The organism is Amycolatopsis australiensis, assembly GCF_900119165.1.
In the GTDB taxonomy this organism is placed as follows: Bacteria; Actinomycetota; Actinomycetes; order Mycobacteriales; family Pseudonocardiaceae; genus Amycolatopsis; species Amycolatopsis australiensis.
The window spans coordinates 3,351,074-3,368,947 of the sequence record NZ_FPJG01000006.1; the positions used below are offsets into that span (position 1 = coordinate 3,351,074).

Annotated in this window: 15 protein-coding genes; 11 read left to right on the plus strand and 4 right to left on the minus strand. The window is 71.4% G+C overall.

Annotated elements, in window-relative coordinates:
• The first annotated feature begins 65 nt into the window (after nt 1–65).
• Nucleotides 66–686, plus strand: coding sequence for a mycothiol-dependent nitroreductase Rv2466c family protein (locus BT341_RS17355; RefSeq protein ID WP_072477295.1), 621 nt, complete (start codon nt 66–68; stop codon nt 684–686).
• Here BT341_RS17355 and BT341_RS17360 read toward each other — a convergent pair.
• Together BT341_RS17360 and BT341_RS17365 are read right to left on the minus strand one after the other, a co-directional pair.
• Nucleotides 683–1,492, minus strand: coding sequence for an MBL fold metallo-hydrolase (locus tag BT341_RS17360; protein ID WP_072477296.1), 810 nt, complete (start codon nt 1,490–1,492; stop codon nt 683–685). The two genes, BT341_RS17355 and BT341_RS17360, sit on opposite strands and share 4 nt — an antisense overlap.
• Nucleotides 1,489–2,211, minus strand: coding sequence for a 2-phosphosulfolactate phosphatase (locus BT341_RS17365; RefSeq protein ID WP_072477297.1), 723 nt, complete (start codon nt 2,209–2,211; stop codon nt 1,489–1,491). The genes BT341_RS17360 and BT341_RS17365 overlap by 4 nt, the downstream gene beginning before the upstream one ends.
• A gap of 45 nt (nt 2,212–2,256) precedes the next feature.
• Between BT341_RS17365 and BT341_RS17370 the strand changes: the two genes are divergently transcribed.
• Both BT341_RS17370 and BT341_RS17375 read left to right on the plus strand, forming a co-directional pair.
• Complete coding sequence (locus BT341_RS17370; RefSeq protein WP_072477298.1) at nt 2,257–2,730, plus strand: ribose-5-phosphate isomerase; 474 nt, start codon at nt 2,257–2,259, stop codon at nt 2,728–2,730.
• Entirely contained in the window at nt 2,730–3,539 is an 810-nt protein-coding gene (locus tag BT341_RS17375) for an Fpg/Nei family DNA glycosylase (RefSeq protein WP_072477299.1), read from the plus strand. Before BT341_RS17370 ends, BT341_RS17375 begins: the two co-directional genes overlap by 1 nt.
• A 166-nt stretch (nt 3,540–3,705) precedes the next feature.
• Here the strand turns inward: BT341_RS17375 and BT341_RS17380 are convergent, their stop codons facing one another.
• The gene (locus BT341_RS17380; RefSeq protein WP_072477300.1) at nt 3,706–4,518 is read right to left on the minus strand and encodes a hypothetical protein; all 813 of its coding nucleotides are present in this window, start codon (nt 4,516–4,518) and stop codon (nt 3,706–3,708) included.
• Nucleotides 4,519–4,665: 147 nt separating this feature from the next.
• Here BT341_RS17380 and BT341_RS17385 point away from each other — a divergent pair, with 147 nt between their 5' ends.
• The 3 genes from BT341_RS17385 to BT341_RS17395 all read left to right on the plus strand — a co-directional run bounded on the left by BT341_RS17385 (nt 4,666) and on the right by BT341_RS17395 (nt 7,689).
• On the plus strand, nt 4,666–5,541 hold the full coding sequence (locus tag BT341_RS17385; RefSeq protein WP_072477301.1) for an LLM class F420-dependent oxidoreductase: 876 nt from the start codon (nt 4,666–4,668) through the stop codon (nt 5,539–5,541).
• Between the two features lie 5 nt (nt 5,542–5,546).
• Nucleotides 5,547–5,993 carry a nuclear transport factor 2 family protein gene (locus BT341_RS17390; protein ID WP_072477302.1) on the plus strand — a complete coding sequence of 149 codons (447 nt, stop codon included), beginning with the start codon at nt 5,547–5,549 and terminating at the stop codon, nt 5,991–5,993.
• Nucleotides 5,994–6,111: 118 nt separating this feature from the next.
• Nucleotides 6,112–7,689, plus strand: a complete 1,578-nt coding sequence (locus BT341_RS17395) for a carbohydrate-binding protein (RefSeq protein ID WP_072477303.1) — start codon at nt 6,112–6,114, stop codon at nt 7,687–7,689.
• Here the strand turns inward: BT341_RS17395 and BT341_RS17400 are convergent.
• Nucleotides 7,659–8,027: a winged helix-turn-helix transcriptional regulator gene (locus tag BT341_RS17400; RefSeq protein WP_072477304.1), complete on the minus strand. Its 369-nt coding sequence runs from the start codon at nt 8,025–8,027 to the stop codon at nt 7,659–7,661. The two genes, BT341_RS17395 and BT341_RS17400, sit on opposite strands and share 31 nt — an antisense overlap.
• A 67-nt stretch (nt 8,028–8,094) precedes the next feature.
• Between BT341_RS17400 and BT341_RS17405 the strand changes: the two genes are divergently transcribed.
• The 5 genes from BT341_RS17405 (at nt 8,095) to BT341_RS17425 (ending at nt 17,861) form a co-directional block, all read left to right on the plus strand.
• Entirely contained in the window at nt 8,095–8,910 is an 816-nt protein-coding gene (locus BT341_RS17405; protein WP_072477305.1) for an NAD(P)H-binding protein, read from the plus strand.
• Nucleotides 8,907–9,722: an alpha/beta fold hydrolase gene (locus BT341_RS17410; RefSeq protein WP_245805001.1), complete on the plus strand. Its 816-nt coding sequence runs from the start codon at nt 8,907–8,909 to the stop codon at nt 9,720–9,722. Before BT341_RS17405 ends, BT341_RS17410 begins: the two co-directional genes overlap by 4 nt.
• A 243-nt stretch (nt 9,723–9,965) precedes the next feature.
• The gene (locus BT341_RS17415; RefSeq protein ID WP_218177738.1) at nt 9,966–11,150 is read left to right on the plus strand and encodes an outer membrane protein assembly factor BamB family protein; all 1,185 of its coding nucleotides are present in this window, start codon (nt 9,966–9,968) and stop codon (nt 11,148–11,150) included.
• A gap of 2,082 nt (nt 11,151–13,232) precedes the next feature.
• Complete coding sequence (locus BT341_RS17420; RefSeq protein ID WP_072477306.1) at nt 13,233–16,979, plus strand: MFS transporter; 3,747 nt, start codon at nt 13,233–13,235, stop codon at nt 16,977–16,979.
• 108 nt (nt 16,980–17,087) lie between these two features.
• Nucleotides 17,088–17,861 (plus strand): thioesterase II family protein, encoded by a 774-nt coding sequence (locus tag BT341_RS17425; protein WP_084743221.1) that lies wholly within the window; start codon nt 17,088–17,090, stop codon nt 17,859–17,861.
• Nucleotides 17,862–17,874 lie beyond the last annotated feature (13 nt).

Sequence of the window (17,874 nt, forward strand, 5' to 3'; positions counted from 1 at the left end):
TTGGCGGCTGTGTGGGGGTGTGCCCACCCTCCCGGACCGGACCTGACTTCGCACAGGAGTACCCGATGACCGCTGCCGAGCAGCCCACGAAGGTCGATTTCTACTTCGACCCGATCTGCCCCTTCGCCTGGATCACCTCGCGCTGGATCCTCGAGGTCGAGAAGCACCGCAACCTCGACCTGAACTTCCGGATCATGAGCCTGTCGGTGCTCAACGAGGGACGCGACGAGCTGCCCGAGCGGTACAAGGAGCTGCTGGCCAAGGGCTGGGGGCCGGTGCGCGTGGCCGTCGCGCTGTCGCAGCTCAACGGCGAGAAGGCGCTGCGGGACTACTACACCGAGTTCGGCACCCGGTACCACAACCAGGGCAACAAGGACTACGACGCGGTGATCAAGGAAGCACTGGCCGCGATCGGCGCGCCGGCGGAGCTGGCCGAGGCGGCCGACAGGACCGAGTTCGACGATGCGCTGCGCAAGAGCCACCACGAGGGCATGGACCCGGTCGGCCAGGACGTCGGCACCCCGACCATCCACATCGACGGCGTCGCGTTCTTCGGCCCGGTCCTGTCGTCGATCCCGCGTGGCGAAGACGCCCTGAAGGTGTTCGACGGCGCCGTCGCGCTGGCGAGCTACCCGGACTTCTTCGAGCTCAAGCGCACCCGCACGGGCGAGCTGAACTTCGACTAGGGCGTGGCGAGGGCGGCCAGGGTGACGTCGCCGGGGTAGCGGGACGCTGCCACGGCGGCCACCTCGGTCGTCTCCCCGCGGCCCATCGCCGCCTTGAGCGAGACCAGCTCGTGCAGGCCGTCGCGGTGGTAGCGGACGAACTCCGCGTCGACCGGGTCGCCGTGGCCGGGAACGACGACGCGGGGCTCCAGGTCGAGGATCGCCGAGAAGGCGTCCGGCCAGGCGGTCAGGTCCGATTCGGAGCTGAAGGAGAACGCGCTGAAGCCGTGTTCGGCGTTCTCGACCACATCGCCGGCGAAGAGCACCCCCGCGTCCGGAACGTGCACCACGGCATCGTGGTGGGTGTGGGCGGGGCCGGGGTGCAGCAGGACGGCCGTCCGGCCGCCCAGGTCGAGCTCGGTCCGGTCGGTGAACACGTGGTCGGGCGCCGCGATCGTGGTGCGGGCGATCGCCTCGGCGATGTCCGCTTCGCCTTGTTCGCGGTAGTAGGCGATCCAGTTGGCGCGCGAGGCTTCCGCGTGCTCGGTCAGCTCGGCACGGCAGCCCTCGTGGGCCCAGACCTCGCAGGGCAGGAACGCCTCGGTGCCCCAGGCGTGGTCGAAGTGCGCGTGCGTGTAGACCACCGCCCACGGCAGCGGCGTCAGCTCCCGGACCGCGGCTGCCAGCTCGGCGCCCTGCTGGAGGTCGCCGCGCGTGTCGACGACCAGGCAGCGCTCCGCGCCGACGACCAGCCCGACGGTCAGGTCCAGTTCCTCGTAACGGCGCGCGTGCACCCCGTCGGCGGCCTCGATCCAGCGCCCGGTCATGCCAATACTCCTTCGTTCAGGACGGGAGCGGTCGCGCTCACGTCGGTTTGCGTGGCCAGTTCGACGTCGCCGCCGTGGCCGGATTCGATCAGCTCGCGCCCGGACACGCAGCTCGCCACCGCGGCGGCGTCGACGGACCGGGCGGCGAGCACGGCTTCGGGGGACAGCGACAGGCCGTACCCGGCCAGCGCCGCGGCGATCGCGCCCGCTCCGGCCAGGTCCTCGACGCACGGCCGCAACGACCCGGAAGTGTCGCCGTCGCCGAAGATGTTCACGCCCCAGCGTTCCCCGGCGGCGATCAGGCCGATCGGGCCGCCGAGTTCGCGGGCCCTCGCGGCGACGGCGGAGGCGTTGCGCAGGCAGCCGGCCAGCACGCGCGCGCCGGTCGCCGCGGCGGCGTCGCACAGCGTCGCACCGTTCGGCGAAGGCAGCGCCAGCAGCGTCCCCGGCGGGATCTCCGTCACAGAGGACGGCCGCAGCGTGAATTCGCCCTCACCCGCGACTACGGCCCCGGCCGCCCTCGCGAGCGTCACGCCGCGCTCGTCGCGCCGGCGCACGGGCAGCACACGGCCGCCCCTGGCGACCACGAGATCCGTGGTCGTGCCGAAGGAAAGCACGTCGACGACGACCAGCACGGCGCATTCCCGGCCGAGCGCGGCCACGCCTTCGCCGCCCCAGTCGAGCCGCACGTCGTAGCCCGTCTGCTCCCAGATCCCCACCCCCAGAGCATGCCCGAACCCGGCCGTGGTGGCAGACTCCCAGCCGTGCGTGTCTACTTGGGATCCGACCATGCCGGTTTCGAGCTGAAGAACCACCTCGCCGCCCACCTGGAGAAGCAGGGCCACGAGGTCACCGACATCGGTCCGCACGTCTACGACGCGGCCGACGACTACCCGGCCTACTGCGTCGAGACGGCGCTGCGCGTCGTGGCCGACGAGGGCAGCCGCGGCATCGTCGTCGGCGGCTCCGGCAACGGCGAGCAGATCGCGGCGAACAAGGTTCCCGGCGCGCGCTGCGGCCTGGCCTGGAGCGTCGAGACCGCCAAGCTGTGCCGGGAGCACAACCACGCCCAGCTGATCGGCGTCGGCGCCCGGATGCACACGGCCGAGGAGGCCACCGAGATCGTCGAAGCCTTCCTGGCGACCGAGGTGTCCCCGGAGGAGCGGCACGCCCGCCGCGTGCAGCAGCTGCTCGACTACGAGCGCACCGGGACCCCGCCGGCGTTGCCGGAGGCCTGATGCCGGAGGGGCACACGCTCCACCGGCTCGCGCGGCTGCACAAGCGCCGGTACGCCGGTGCCCCGGTGGCGGTGAGCAGCCCGCAGGGCCGGTTCGCCGCCGAAGCGTCCCGTTTGGACGGTCAGGTCTTCGCCGGCGCGGAGGCGTACGGCAAGCACCTGTTCCACGACTACGGTCCACACGGGATCGTGCACGTCCACCTGGGCCTGTACGGCACGTTCGGCGAGGCGCCGCTGCCCGCGCCGGAACCGGTGGGGCAGGTCCGGCTGCGCCTGGCCGGCCGGACGCACTGGACGGACCTGCGCGGGCCGACCCGGTGCGAGCTGCTCTCCCCGGACCAGGCCGACGCGATCAAGGCACGCCTCGGACCCGACCCGCTGCGCCGCGACGCGAAGCCCGAGCGCGCGTGGGAACGCATTTCGCGGTCGAAGACGTCGATCGCGGCGCTGCTGATGGATCAGGCAGTGCTGGCGGGGGTCGGCAACGTCTACCGCGCGGAGGTGCTGTTCCGCCACGGCGTCGCGCCCCTGACCCCGGGCCGGGCACTGGACCGGGCGTTGTGGGAAGACATGTGGGCCGACCTGGTGACGTTGATGCGCGACGGCGTCCGAGCGGGCCGCATCGACACGGTCCGGCCGGAGCACCTCCCGGAAGCGATGGGCCGCCCGGCCCGCGTCGACCGCCACGGCGGCGAGGTGTACGTCTACCGGCGGAGCGGCGAGCCCTGCCTGGTGTGCGGCACGCCGGTGGAGCACTCGGAGCTGGTGGGCCGCAATCTGTATTGGTGCCCGAAGTGCCAGCCCGCGTGATCCAAGCCTGAAGCGCCCCAATGCGGCCTTGGGTGCGTCAGACGCACCCAAGGCGGCCTTCGGTGCTCCGCCCATGCCCCCGCCGCCACCCTCAACGGAGGCGCTTCGCGCCGCAGTGCTGATTCAACGCAACCAAGGCCGCCTTGGAGCGCTTGAAGCCGGGGCCTCAGAAGTCGAAGCCGCCACCGTCGAAGCCGCCGCCGTCGAAACCCCCGCCGTCGAAGCCGCCGAAGTCCTGGCCGCCGTCGCCGCCCCAGTCGCCGCCGCCGTCTCCTCCGTCGCCGCCGAAGTCGTCGCCGCCCATGTCGCCGGACTCGAGCGCGTCCTGCTGGCCCGCGTCGTAGCCCGACTCCCACGCCGAGGCGCTCGCGATACCGCTCATGCCCGAGAACATCGCGCTGAACAGGAACATCGATCCGAGGCCCCACGCGCCGGCGACGAGCGCCGGCTTCCACCACGGCTCGCTGTACCAGCCCTGCGGCACCGGACGGCCCGCGACCCGGCCGCCGGGGTAGTAGTACGGCGTGTCCTGGCCCGGCTCGGGGGACGCCGCGTAGTGCTGGCCCTCGACGTCGACGTCGCGGCGCTCGGTGACCTTGCCGGCGCGCTCGCGCTCGGCCTCCTCCGGCAGCTGCGGCCCGGGGTCCATGCCCATCGCGACGCGCGCCGCGCGGACGTAGTAGAGGCCCTCGATGGCCGTCTCCTTGACCAGCCGGGCCTGCTCGACCGTGCGGGCCTGCTCCAGCTGCGAACCGGCCGCGTTGTAGCGCTCGCTGGCGTCGGCCATCGCCTGCTGTGACGCGGTGTCGGTGCCGTTGAGGTTGAGGACCTGACCGCCGAGCCGCTCGACGAGCCGCCGGGCGTCGGCCTTGGCGTCGTCCAGCTCGCGCTGCCGGGCGGCGGCGCGCTGCCGCGAGAAGTAGAGGCCGCCACCGACGATCACGACGACGAGCACGATCAGGAAGATCGCGGTGCCCATGGACCACTCCTGGAAGTTCGGGGCTCGGTGACCGGCGGTCACCTTTGAAACGGACAACGCGGACGCTACGCGGTGGGTTCCCGGACAGTGATCCGGCACACCGCGCCGGCTGGCCCCGGAAACTAGAACACGTTATAGTTCGACGGTATGAAGTTCACCCTGTCGATCGCGATGAACCCCCTCGATCAGCTGGGCGAGCTCGCCCGGGCCGCCGAAGAGGCCGGCTTCGCCTCGATTGCCCTGCCGGATTCACTCTTCTACGCCGAAACGGTGGACACGGACTACCCGTACACCCCCGACGGCAGCCGGTTCTGGACCGCGGAGACGCCGTGGGCCGACCCGCTCGTCGCCGCCGCGTCGATGGGCGCGGTGACCAGCCGCATCCGCTTCTACACGTCCGTGCTGAAGCTCGGCTCGCGCAACCCGGTGCTGCTGGCGCGCCAGGTCGGCTCGGCGGCGGTGCTCACCGGTGGCCGGTTCGGGCTCGGGCTCGGGGTCGGCTGGCTGCCGCAGGAGTTCGAGTACTGCGGGGTGCCGTTCGAGCGGCGCGGCAAGCGCGTCGACGAGGCCATCGACGTCCTGCGCCTGCTGCTCGGCGGCGGCATGGTCGAGTACCACGGCGAGTTCTACGACTTCGACAAGATCCGGATGAGCCCCGCGCCGCCGAGCCGGGTGCCGTTCTACATCGGCGGCCACACCGAGGTCGCGCTCAAGCGCGCGGCCCGCGTCGCCGACGGCTGGTCCTCGGCGATGATGAAGCTCGACGAGCTGCGCGACACGATCGCCCGGCTGAAGGAACTGCTGGCCGAGCGTGGCCGGGCCGACGACCCGTTCGAGTACCAGGCCGTCTGCGTCGACGCCTTCGGTCTCGACGGCTACCGCGCGCAGGCCGAGGCCGGTGTCACCGACGTCATCACCATGCCGTGGGTGTTCGACGGCGTCGGGTTCGACGCGCCCGTCGAGCCGAAGCTCGAATCGATCCGCAAGTTCGGCGCCGAGATCATCGCGAAGTTCGGGGAGTGACTGCCGTGGGCGTGCAGGTCAGCTGGGACACCGGCAAGGAGCAGCCGCCGGCGCGGCGCGCGGCGTTCGCCTCGATGACCGCCGTGACGGCCGGCGACAAGGAAGCCTGGCTGGCGTTGTTCGCCGAGGACGCCGTGGTCGAGGATCCGGTCGGGCCGTCGTTCTTCGACGAGGAGGGCAAGGGCCACCACGGCCGCGACGGCATCAGCGCGTTCTGGGACAAGACGATCGCCAACGTGGAGCGGTTCGAGTTCACCATCCGGGACTCGCACGCGGCGGGCGAGGAGGTGGCGAACGTCGGCACGATCACGACGTACCTGCCGGGCGGCTACCGCGTCGACACCGACGGGGTGTTCGTCTACCGCGTCGGCGAGGACGGGCTGATCCGGTCGATGCGGGCGTTCTGGGAGACCGGACGTGCGATGGCGACCGCCCGGCAGGTGACGGAGTAGCGTCCCGGCCAGCGGAAACCCAATTTCATATCTGATACATGATCTCTTGACGCCGAGTTGGGCAGCTCTCTTTACTAACTGGTGTAGACCTCCGACGTCTCCACCTCCGGGAGTGCGCATGTCCTTTCTCCGGCGAATCGCGGGCGCGGGTGCCGCGCTCGTGCTCGCGGCCAGCGGGCTCGTCCTGTCCCAGTCCGAGGCGCTCGCCCTCGAGAACGGGTTGCTGCGCACCCCGCCGATGGGGTTCAACAACTGGAACTCCACGCAGTGCAAGGCCGACTTCAACGAGACGATGATCAAGGGGATCGCCGACATCTTCGTGGCGAAGGGCCTCAAGGACGTCGGCTACACCTACGTCAACATCGACGACTGCTGGGCGCTGCCCGACCGCGACGCGAAGGGCAACCTCGTCCCCGACCCGGTGCGGTTCCCGCACGGCATCAAGGCGCTCGCCGACTACGTCCACGGCAAGGGCCTGAAGTTCGGCATCTACACCAGCGCCGGCACGCACACGTGCAACAAGGCGGGCTTCCCCGGCGCGCTCGGCCACGAGCAGCAGGACGCGAACCTCTTCGCGTCCTGGGGTGTCGACTACCTGAAGTACGACAACTGCAACAACCAGGGCGTCGACGCGCAGCAGCGGTACAAGGCGATGCGGGACGCGCTCGCGAAGTCCGGCCGCCCCATCGCCTACTCGATCTGCGAGTGGGGGCAGAGCAAGCCGTGGACGTGGGCGGCGCCGGTCGGGAACCTGTGGCGCACCACCGGCGACATCTCCGACAAGTGGTCGAGCATGATCTCGAAGGCGCAGGCCAACCGCGGTCTCGCGCAGTACGCCGGCCCGGGCCACTGGAACGACCCGGACATGCTGGAGGTCGGCAACGGCGGCATGACGGCGGCGGAGTACCGCACGCACTTCGGCCTCTGGGCGATGATGGCCGCGCCGCTGCTCATCGGCAGTGACCTGCGGAAGGTGTCCGCCGACAACTTCGACATCCTGAAGAACACCGACGTGATCGCGCTCGACCAGGACCCGCTGGGCAAGCAGGCGACGGTGCTGAGCGCGAACGGCGGCCTGGTCGTCTACAGCAAGGTGCTGGCGAACGGCGACCGTGCGGTGGCGCTGTCCAACGAAACGGCGGCGACGGCGACGATCAGCACGACGGCGTCGGCGACCGGCATCGGCAGCGCGCCGTCGTACACGCTGAAGGACCTGTGGAGCAAGGCGGTCAGGAGCACTTCGGGGGCAATCAGCGCTTCGGTGCCTTCGCACGCGACAGTGCTGTACCGGGTCTCGGCAGCCGGTGGCGCCACGCGGTACGAAGCCGAGTCCGCGACGCTCTCGGCCGGCGGCACAGTGGACGCCAACCACGCGGGCTTCTCCGGAACGGGGTTCGCCAATGCCGCGAACGCTGTCGGCAGCTACGTCGAGTGGCGGGTGACCGGCCCGGCGTCGGCGCTGACGTTCGGCTACGCGAACGGATCGACGGCGGCCCGCCCGGTGGACATCGCGGTCGACGGCACGGTGACGGCGGCGGGCGTGGCGTTCCCGCCGACCGGCGCGTGGACGACGTGGAGCACGGTCACGCGTCAGCTGAGCTTGCCGGCGGGTTCGCACACGGTCCGCGTCACGGCGACGACGGCCGACGGCCCGGCGAACCTGGACTACCTGGACGTGACGCCCTTGGCGTCGTAGGCGTGCCGGGCCGCTTCGACCTTCTCCAGGTTCGGTGACCACCGGGCGAGGCTCGCGAACAGCGGGCCGAGGCTGCGGCCCAGCTCGCTGATCTCGTACTCCACCCGCGGCGGGACCTCGGCGTGGTAGGTCCGCACGACGAGGCCGTCGCGCTCCAGCTGCCGCAGCCGCTGCGTGAGCACCTTCGGGGTGATCGTGGTGATGCGGCGCTGCAGCTCGACGAACCGCTGGCGGCCGTACTCGTTGAGCGCCCACAGGATCGGCGTCGTCCAGCGGCTGAAGACGATGTCGACCACCGGCGCGATCGGGCAGGCCAGCTCGGGTGTGGTGTCGGTCACTTCGTACGCCTCCAGCCAATACTTTCCTCTAGGTACCTACTATACCGGGGAAGGTAGCGTCGCCGGCATGATCGTAGTGACAGGAGCGACGGGAAACGTCGGACGACCGCTGGTGCGGGCCCTCGCGGAGGCGGGGGAGCAGGTGATGGCGGTGTCCCGCCGGGTTTCGCAGGCGGACGTGCCGGACGGGGTGCGCGCGGTGCAGGCGGACCTCGGCTCGCCGTCGAGTTTCGGGTCTGTTGTGGACGGTGCGGAAGCGCTGTTCCTGATGGTGTCCGGCGCATTCGTGCCGCTGGACGAGGTATTGGCTGTCGCGAAGGACAGTGGCGTCGGCCGGGTGGTGGCGCTGTCGTCCCAGGGGGTGGCGACCGGGCGGCACCCCACGGTGCTGGAGGACTCCGTGCGCGGTTCCGGTCTGGAGTGGACGATGCTCCGGCCGGGCGGGTTCGCGTCGAACGCGTTCCGGTGGGCCGAAAGCGTGCGGTCGGCGCGGAAGGTCGTGGCGCCGTTCGGTGACGTGGGGCTGCCGGTGGTCGACCCGGACGACATCGCCGCGGTCGCCGCCGCCGCGTTGCGGGACAACCGCCACGCCGGTGCCGAGTACGTGCTGACCGGCCCGGTCGCGATCACCCCGCGCGAGCAGGCGGCGGTGCTCGGCGACGTGCTGGGCGAGCCGGTGCGGTTCGTCGAGCAGACGCGCGAGGAAGCCCGCTCGGTGATGCTGGGCTTCATGCCCCCGGAGGTCGCGGAGGTGACGCTGGACGTGCTGGGCGCGCCCACGTCCGGCGAGCAGCAGGTGAGCCCGGACGTCGAGCGGGTCCTGGGCCGCCCGCCGCGTCCCTTCGCCGACTGGGTGGCGCGCAACGCGGCGGTGTTCAGGTGAAGGTCCTCGGCTCGACCATGTCCTATGTGGACACAGGATCCGGTGCGCCGATCGTCTTCCTGCACGGCAACCCGACGTCGTCGCGCTTGTGGCGCAACGTGCTGCCGTCGCTGCCGGGCCGTCGGCTGGCTCCGGACCTGATCGGCATGGGCGGCTCGGGTCGTCCGCCGATCGAGTACTCGTTCGCCGACCACGCCCGCTACCTCGACGCCTGGTTCGACGCGCTGGAGCTGTCCGACGTGGTCCTGGTCGGCCACGACTGGGGTGGCGCACTGGCGGCGGACTGGGCGTCGCGGCACCCGGGACGCGTCCGGGGCCTGGCGTTCACGGAGGCGGTCCTGAAGCCGATGACGTGGGAGGAGTTCCCGCCGGCGGGCGCGGAGCTGTTCCGCGCGCTCAAGACACCGGGCGTCGGCGAGTCGATGATGACGGAGTTCCTCGCCGGGCTCCCGCCGGAGTACGCGGCGATGTACCCGACCCCGGAGTCGCGGATCCCGCTGCTGCGCTGGGCCCGCTCGATGCCGCTGGGCGGCTCGCCGTCGCCGGTCGTCTCGCGCATCGAGGCGTTCGACGGCTGGCTGGCGGCCACGCCGGAGGTCCCGAAGCTGCTGATCACCTTCGAACCCGGCTACTCGACGATGCTCACGCCGCCGATGATCGAGTGGCTGTCCGGGACCTTCGCCTCGCTGGAGGTGGTCCACCACGCGGTCGTGGCGGGCCACCACACCCCGGAGGAGCAGCCGGAGCTGATCGCCGCGACGCTGGCGAGCTGGCTGAGCCGGGTGCGCCCGGGAGAGGCGGTTCCGGCGTAGCCCGGCGAGTTTCCGTCGATTCCGTGCGCGCCGACGGCGGGAATCCTTGGCGGAAAGGAAAGCACGGCGGATTGCGTAGCGCGGGCCGTGTCGAACGCTCATGAACTCGCGCGACGGTCCGAAAATGTCGGACCCCCTCGCTAGGGTCGGAGGCCTGTGGGGATGGGTTGCGGGCCACCGGATCCGGGGGCCGGTCCACCTCGCGGGCCCCGCCGCGGCGGGGCGGGACTGAGGGGAACGCGAGTGAACTTCCGAAGAACTCTTGCCGCTCTGGTGGGTGTGCTGCTGCCGGTCGCCGGGTTCGCGGCGCCGGTCGCGCAGGCGGCGCAGACCGGCGTCTCGGTCACCTACCAGGTCGACGCCCGGCACGACGGCACGTTGCTCGACTCCGGCGTGGCCGCCCCGCCCCTCGACCGGAAGTGGGCACGGGACCTGGGCGGGCGGGTGTCGTACCCGATCGTCGCGGGCGGGCGCGTGTTCGTCACTTCGGCCTCGCCGAGCGGGTACGGCACCATCCTGCACGGCTTCGACGCGGCAACCGGGCAGGACGCCTGGGCACCGGTCGATCTCGGCGGCACGTACTGGTGGTCGGCGCTCGCGTACGGGGGCGGCCGGCTGTACGCGCAGAACTACGACGGCGTGCTGAGCGCGTTCAACCCGGCGACGGGGGCGAAGGTCTGGAGCGTCCAGCTGCCGGGCCAGTACGCCTTCAGCTCGCCGCCGACCTTCGCCGCGGGCGTGGTGTACACGGGCGGAGCGGGCTCGGGCGGCACGCTGTACGCGGTCGACGCGGCGAGTGGCGCGGTGCTGTGGACCCAGGGTGTCGCGAACGGGGACGACAGCTCGCCGGCCGTCACGGCCAACGGGGTTTACGTGTCGTACGCGTGTGAGCAGACGTATGCGTTCGACCCGAAGTCGGGCACTCCGATCTGGCGCCACCAGACGGGCTGCTCGGGCGGCGGCGGCCGGACCCCGGTGGTGGCCGACGGCGGCCTGTGGATCCGCGACGACGCGGGCGCCCCGGCGGCGGTGCTGAACCTGGCGGACGGCGCGGTCCGCGGCACGTATGACGCCACGGGATCGGCCCCGGCCCCGGCGTTCGACGGCCGTCAGGGCTACTTCGTGGACAACGGAGTGCTGAAGGAGCGGCACAGCCGGACGTTCGAGAACCGCTGGACGTTCGCGGGCGACAACCAGCTGTCGTCGGCCCCGATCGTGGTGAACGGCTACGTGTACGTGGGTTCCCGGACGGGCCAGCTGTGGGCCTTGAACGGCGCGACGGGCGAACCGGTGTGGTCGACGAACGTCGGAGCCCCGATCGAGCCCCCGGACGAGCACAACGTGTCGCAGCCGCTGACCGGCCTGGCCGCGGGCGGCGGCCTGGTCGTGGTCCCGGCGACGAACACGCTGGTGGCGTACGGCCACTGAGGAAAAGGGGTGGCCGCCGTTCGCGGTGGCCACCCCGCCGTCCCCGGATGCCCACGGTCGTGGCGGACGAGCACCCGGACGTTGGTGAGCAGCCGGTGCAAGGTAGTCACGACCTCGGGTGCGACCGCCAGGTTCGTGAGGTCGTGGCTGACGTCGAGGTGGATGGGCTCGTCGTCGGGCACCGCGCGGTCGCCGGTGCGCAGTGCGTCGACCAGCCGGCGCATCGCGGCCAGGGCCGCCGTGCCTGCCCCGTGAAGCCGTGGTGTCCACAAAGGACAGCGCTCAGCGCGGGTGGGCGCCGCCGTCCAGGCTGAGTACCTGGTTGGTGAGGTAGCCCTTGCGCAGGATGGCGAGGGCCAGACCGGCGACCTCGCCGGGGCAGCCGAACCGCCCGGTGGGCAGCCGCGTTGACCGTCACGCCGCGCAGGCCGGCCTTCGACGCGGCGTAGTCCGCGCCGACGATGCCCGCGGTGAAGGGAGTGCCGGGCGACATGAGCAGCACGCGACCGAAGCCGCGTTCCGCCATGCCGATGAGAGCGTCCTGCGCCAGACCGCGCCACCAGGTCGTTCGCCTCCGCGGAATGCGAGCCGTAGGCGAGGTTGGTCTTCACCCCGGCGGCGATCAGGCGGTGGCCGATACCCGGAGGCCCCGGTGAGCAGGGCGAATCTGCCGGAAAGGTCGTGCTGGGTCACCGGTGGGCCTGTCGGGTGAGTGAGGTACTCAGGCGCGGGCGAGAGTCCAGCCGACGTCGGTACCGAGACGTGACCCGAGGGCGAGGTGTACGAGCAGTTCGACGGCACGCTCGAGGTAACCCAGCGGCCCCGGCGTCGACCGCGCCGAACCCGAGCTGCGCGGCGAGGTCGAGCACGCTCATCCGAGCGGCCCGGCCGTCACCGGCCACCGGCACGGCGAGCATCGCCGCGGCGACCTGCTCACGTGCCGAAGTCGTGTGCTCGATGGTGAGCGGCATGAAGCCGGCGGCGAGGACGACCGCCTCGGCTGCCGCCGCCTGAGCTGCGACGTGGTCAGTGGACGTGCCGGAGTCGGCACCGGTCACTTCGTGGCGACTTCGCCGATGCGCCGCGCGGGCAACCTGACGATCGGTCCGGGACGAGATCCCGCATCGGGCGAACGAGCGGCCTGTCCTACCAGGTGGCGCAGCTGAAGACGGCGCCGGGCCACGTCGCAACGGTTCGCAGGGGACTGATCGGCCAGCTGGGCGAAGAGCAGGTGGCCCAGCTGGCCGAAGTGACGGAGACGGCAAGAGACCACCTGCGAACACCGCCACTGACCCCACCACCCGAACGCAAGCCCCGCTGAGAAGGCGAGGCCGGGCGGTCACCCCCCGATGATGGAGATGACGGGGAAGTGGCTGCGGTTGGCGATGCAGAAGGCAGTGGTGTTGTACAGGGCGAGCGAGCTACCGATGCAAACAGGCGCAGGCGCGCTGCGCACGTGAGCAGAGGCGGTCCCGGCACCCCCGAAGAGGACACCGGCCATCAACACCAAAGCACCGAACCGAGCAGTGATCCGTCGCATGGCAAAACTCCCATCGAGAGCGGCCCCCTACGCAGAGAGGGCTGCCCCACAACAGCCATCAACGAACACAAGCAACGCAGAAGCAACCACTCGGGTGACCCCCACAGTAATCACAAAAAGCAACCACGAAGAAACGCGCCCAGCCCCGCAGAGGGCAGCCAGAGGCACCGTGGGGGTCCGAGGGGGGCTCGGCCCCCGCGAGACAACAACGAGGATGAGAAGGGAAGCGCATACGCGCGAACACACTCATCCACATCCGAGCCGGGATGACAGGATTTGAACCTGCAACCCTCCGCTCGTGGATCTCCCCGTCGGCCAGTACCGCGAGCTGAGCGCCCGGTACGTCGTATTTCGCGATGAGCTCGCCGAGATTCCCCCCCCCGTCCCATCAGCCTAGTTACGCGCTGGTGAGACCCCGCGCCGGCTGAGCCGGTGTCGGGGAACCTCCTGACAGGAGGTCCAGCGCCGCCGAGGTTCGGGCGCCGCGCGGTCTGTCACCGTCGGAAGCCAGGAGAGCCCGGTCGGGACGGAAGGGATCCGCAATGGTGGACATCGTCGAGGCGCCGGCGGTCACGCGCCGGTCGTTCTGGCGGCTGTGGTGGTCGGCGCTGGTGTCCGGTGTCGGTGACGGCGTCCGGATCGGTGCGCTGCCGCTGCTGGCCGCGGCGCTGACCCGGGAACCGGTTGCCGTTGCCGTGGTGACCTTGGCCGGCGGGCTGCCGTGGCTGGTCGCGGGGCCGTTCACCGGCGCGCTGACCGACCGCTGGCCGGACCGGCGCCGCGTGCTGTGGCTGACCGACGTCGTCAGCGCCGTCGCGGTCGGGGTCTTCGCGGTGTCCGTAGCGGCCGGGGCGGCGTCCATCGCCATGCTGGCGATCGTCAACTTCCTGCTCGGCACCGTCCAGACGCTGCGCGACAACGCGGCGCTGGCGATCGTGCCCGACCTGGTCGAGCGCGAGAAACTGGAGACGGCCAACAGCCGCGTGCAGGCCGCCCAGCTCATCACCATGGAGCTGATCGGCCCGCCGCTGGGCGCGGTGCTGTTCTCCCTGCCGGCGGGCACGCCGTTCTTCGCGGACTCGCTGTCCTTCGTCGTTTCGGCCGTGGCCGTCTTCGGGATCGCCGCGGTGGCCCGCAAGGCCGTCGCCCCGGCGCCGCGGGCGAACATGCTCGCCGACATCGGGCACGGCCTGAGCTGGCTGTGGCGCAACCGGCTGCTGCGTTCGCTCTGCCTGCTGGCCGGGCTGACCAACCTCGCGGTGATGACCGTCCTGTCGATCGCCGTGCTCTACGCCTACGAAGTCCTGCACGTCGGCCACCTCGCGTACGGCCTGCTCCTCGGCGTCGTCGCGTTGGGCGGCCTCGCCGGCACACTCGGCGCGCCCGCGCTGGCCGCGCGGGTCGGCCGCGGACGGTCGTTGCAGCTCTCGTTCGCCTTGGCGCCGGTGGCCTTCGTCGTCGCCGGGACGACGTCGGACGCGCTGGTCGCCGCGATCGCGCTGACCGCGGTCGGTGCCGCCGTGGGCATCACGAACGTCCTCGGGGTTTCGCTGCGGCAGCTGCTGGTGCCCGAGTACCTGGTGGGCCGGGTGAACGCCGCTTACCGCTTCTTCGCCGTCGGCATGGGGCCGCTCGGCGCGGTGCTGGGCGGCGTGCTCGCCCAGTGGCTCGGGTTGCGCGCGCCGTTCCTGGCCGGTGCCGTCGTGCTGCTGATCGGCTGGTTGCTCGCGATGAACTCCATGCGGGAACGCGACATCCGCGCGCGTCTGGCCGGCGAAGAGGTCCCGCCGCGGCGGCGCCGCAAGCTGCGGACCGTCGCCTACGTCGCCCTCGGCACGGTGATCACGCTGGTCGTCGGGGCCGGCGGCTACGGGATGTGGCTCGTGCGCGACTCTTTCCCGGACACCTCCGGAGAGGTCCGGCTGTCCGGGCTGCACGGCCAGGCCCGGATCCTGCGTGACGGCAGCGGGATCCCGCAGATCTACGCGTCGGACGCGCACGACCTGTTCCTCGCCCAGGGGTACGCCCACGCACAGGACCGATTCTGGGAAATGGACGTCCGGCGCCACATCGCTGGCGGCCGGCTGTCCGAGATGTTCGGGAAGAGCCAGGTCGAGACCGACAAGGTCGTGCGGACCATGGGCTGGTACCGCGTGGCGCAGCAGGAGATCGGCCTGCTCTCGCCATCCACCCGCGACTACCTGCAGGCCTATTCGGACGGTGTGAACGCCTACCTCGGCACCCACCGCGTCGGCTCGCTCGGCGTCGAATACCCGATCCTCGGGCTCGCGACGCCGGACTACGAGCCGCAGCCGTGGACGCCCGCGGACTCGGTGTCCTGGTTCAAGGCGATGGCCTGGAGCCTCAACTACGGCGTCGACGACGAGACCCAGCGCGCGCTGCTGGCCTCGGTGCTGCCGCCCGCACAAGTCGACCAGCTCTACCCGTCGTACGACTACGCGCGGTTCCCGGCCGTCGTACCGGGCCAGGCGAATCCGGTGTCGACCACGCCCGCGGGTGGTGGCTCGACGCCCGGGCTGCCGCCGGGCGTGGCGAAGCTGCGGTCGACGCTGAACGCGGTGCTCGGGCCGTCGGGGGAGGGGATCGGGTCCAACGCCTGGGTCGTGGCGGGCAGCCGGACGACGACCGGGTTGCCGATCCTGGCCAACGACCCGCACCTGCCGCAGTCGGCGCCGGGCGTGTGGTACCAGGCCGGCCTCCACTGCGTGCAGCTCAGTGCGAGCTGCCCGTTCGACGTCACCGGGTTCACCTTCTCCGGCGTGCCGGGCGTGCTCGCCGGCCACAACCGCGACATCGCCTGGGGCTTCACCAACCTCGGCGCCGACGACTCGGACCTCTTCCTCGAGCAGGTCACCGGCGGCACCTACCTCAACCAGGGCAGGCAGCTGCCGCTCGAGACCCGGCAGGAGGTCATCAAGGTCGGCGGCGGCGAACCGGTGACCTTCACCGTCCGGTCCACTGTGCACGGTCCGCTGCTCTCGGACGCCCTCGCGGACGCGGCTTCCGCGGGTACGCGCGGTCGCAGTCCCGGTGCCGGCCCGGGTCCGTACCAGGTCGCACTGCGCTGGAGCGCGCTGGATCCCGGCCGGACCATGGACGCGGTCTTCCGGCTCGACGCGGCGGCGGACTGGACGCAGTTCCGCGCGGCGCTCGAGCAGTTCACCGCGCCCGCGCTGAACCTCGTGTACGCGGACCGCGCCGGTAACATCGGCTACCAGATGACCGGCCGGATGCCGGTGCGCGCCGGCGGCGACGGCAGCTACCCGTCGCCGGGCTGGACCGGCACGCACGACTGGACCGGGTTCCTCGGCTTCGACCAGCTGCCGCGCGTGCTCAACCCGCCGCAGGGCTACATCGTCACGGCGAACAACGCCGTCGCCGGTCCCGGCTACCCGCACTTCCTCGGCCGCTACTGGGAACCCGGCTACCGCGCCCAGCGGATCACCGACCTCGTCGCGCAACCCGGCAAGCTCGACGTCGCCGCCATGCAGAAGATCCAGCTCGACACCTTCAACACCAACGCGCCCGACCTCGTGCCGTACCTGCTGCGCGTCGACGCGGGAACGGCACGGCAGGCACAGGACCTGTTGCGCGGCTGGGACTTCTCGCAACCTGTGGGCTCGGCGCCCGCGGCGTACTTCAACGCCGTCTGGCGCAACCTGCTCCGACTGACCTTCACCGACGACCTGGCGAAGACCCCCGCCAAGGCCACGCAGTCCGGCGGCGGACGCTGGTTCGACATCGTGCGCCGCATGCTGGCCAACCCCGACGACCCGTTGTGGCGCAACACCACCGACCCCCGTCACTTGTCCACCAGGGACGACGTGCTGCGGGCCGCGCTGCAGGACGCCGCCCGGGAACTGCGCGGCAGGCTCGGCGACGATCCCGCGTCCTGGCACTGGGGTGACCTGCACCAGGTGACGTTCAAAAACCAGACGCTGGGCACCGGCGGCCCCGCGCCCGTGCAGTGGCTGCTCAACGAAGGCCCGTACTCCACCGGCGGCAGTTCCGAAGCGGTGGACGCGACCAGCTGGGACGCGGGCACCGGCTACGACGTCACGATGGCGCCGTCCATGCGGATGGTGGTGGACCTGGCCGACCTCGACGGCTCGCGCTGGATCAACCAGAGCGGCGAGTCCGGGCACGCCACCGCCGACACCTACGCCGACCAGACCGCGCTATGGCTGCGCGGCGAAACACTGGCCTGGCCGTTTTCCCCGGCCGCCGTCGACAAGACCACTCGGCGGAAACTCGAACTGCGTCCCTGAACCGGCGCGGTAGTCGGGGAACTCCCCGACTACCGGGCCCTCGGGAAATGCGGAATTTTGGTGTCCAGCAGGCCGGGAGAACCGGCCACGATTCACGGAGTGATCGTCATGGAATGGCTTCGCGACCACTCGGCCGGTGACGAGACGGTGCGGGTCCTGTGCCTGCCGCCCGCCGGCGGCAGCGCCCGGCCGTACCGGCGCTGGGCCGGCCTGCTGCCCGGCCACGTCGGCGTGGTGGCCGTGGAACTGCCCGGCCACGGCGACCGGCTGACCGAGACCCCGATCGACGACCTGCCCACGCTCATCCAGGGCATGCTGCCGGAGGTCCGGACGCTGCTGGACCGGCCGCTGGTCGTGTTCGGCCACAGCATGGGCGCGCTGGTGGCCGCCGAGCTGTGCCGGGCGCTGCTGGTCGAGCGGGAGTGGCGCCCGCTGCTGCTCGTCGCCGCCGGGTGCATGTCGCCCGACCGCCCGTCGGTGCCGGACTACGTCACGCGGATGACCGACGAAGGCATCCTCGACTTCCTCACGAAGGTCGGCGGCACGCCGCCGGACATCCTCGCCAACGACGAGTACCTCGGCATGATCCGGCCGGTCGTCCGCGCCGACCTGGAGGCCATCGCCCACCGGGACGTCGACGCGAGCCCGCGGCTCGGCTGCGCGGTCCGGGCCTACCTCGGCGCCGACGACCCCCGGGTCGACGCCGAGCAGGCTGCGGGCTGGGCCATCGAAAGCGACGGCGACTTCGGCATGTGCACCTTCCCCGGTGGCCACTTCTTCGTCCAGGACCACGTGGAAACGGTGCTGAGCAGGCTGCGCCGCGGCCTCGCCGAGGCGCTGCGCATGCGCGGGCGCGACCGCACGCCTGCCATCTCGAACTGAACCGGAAGGGACG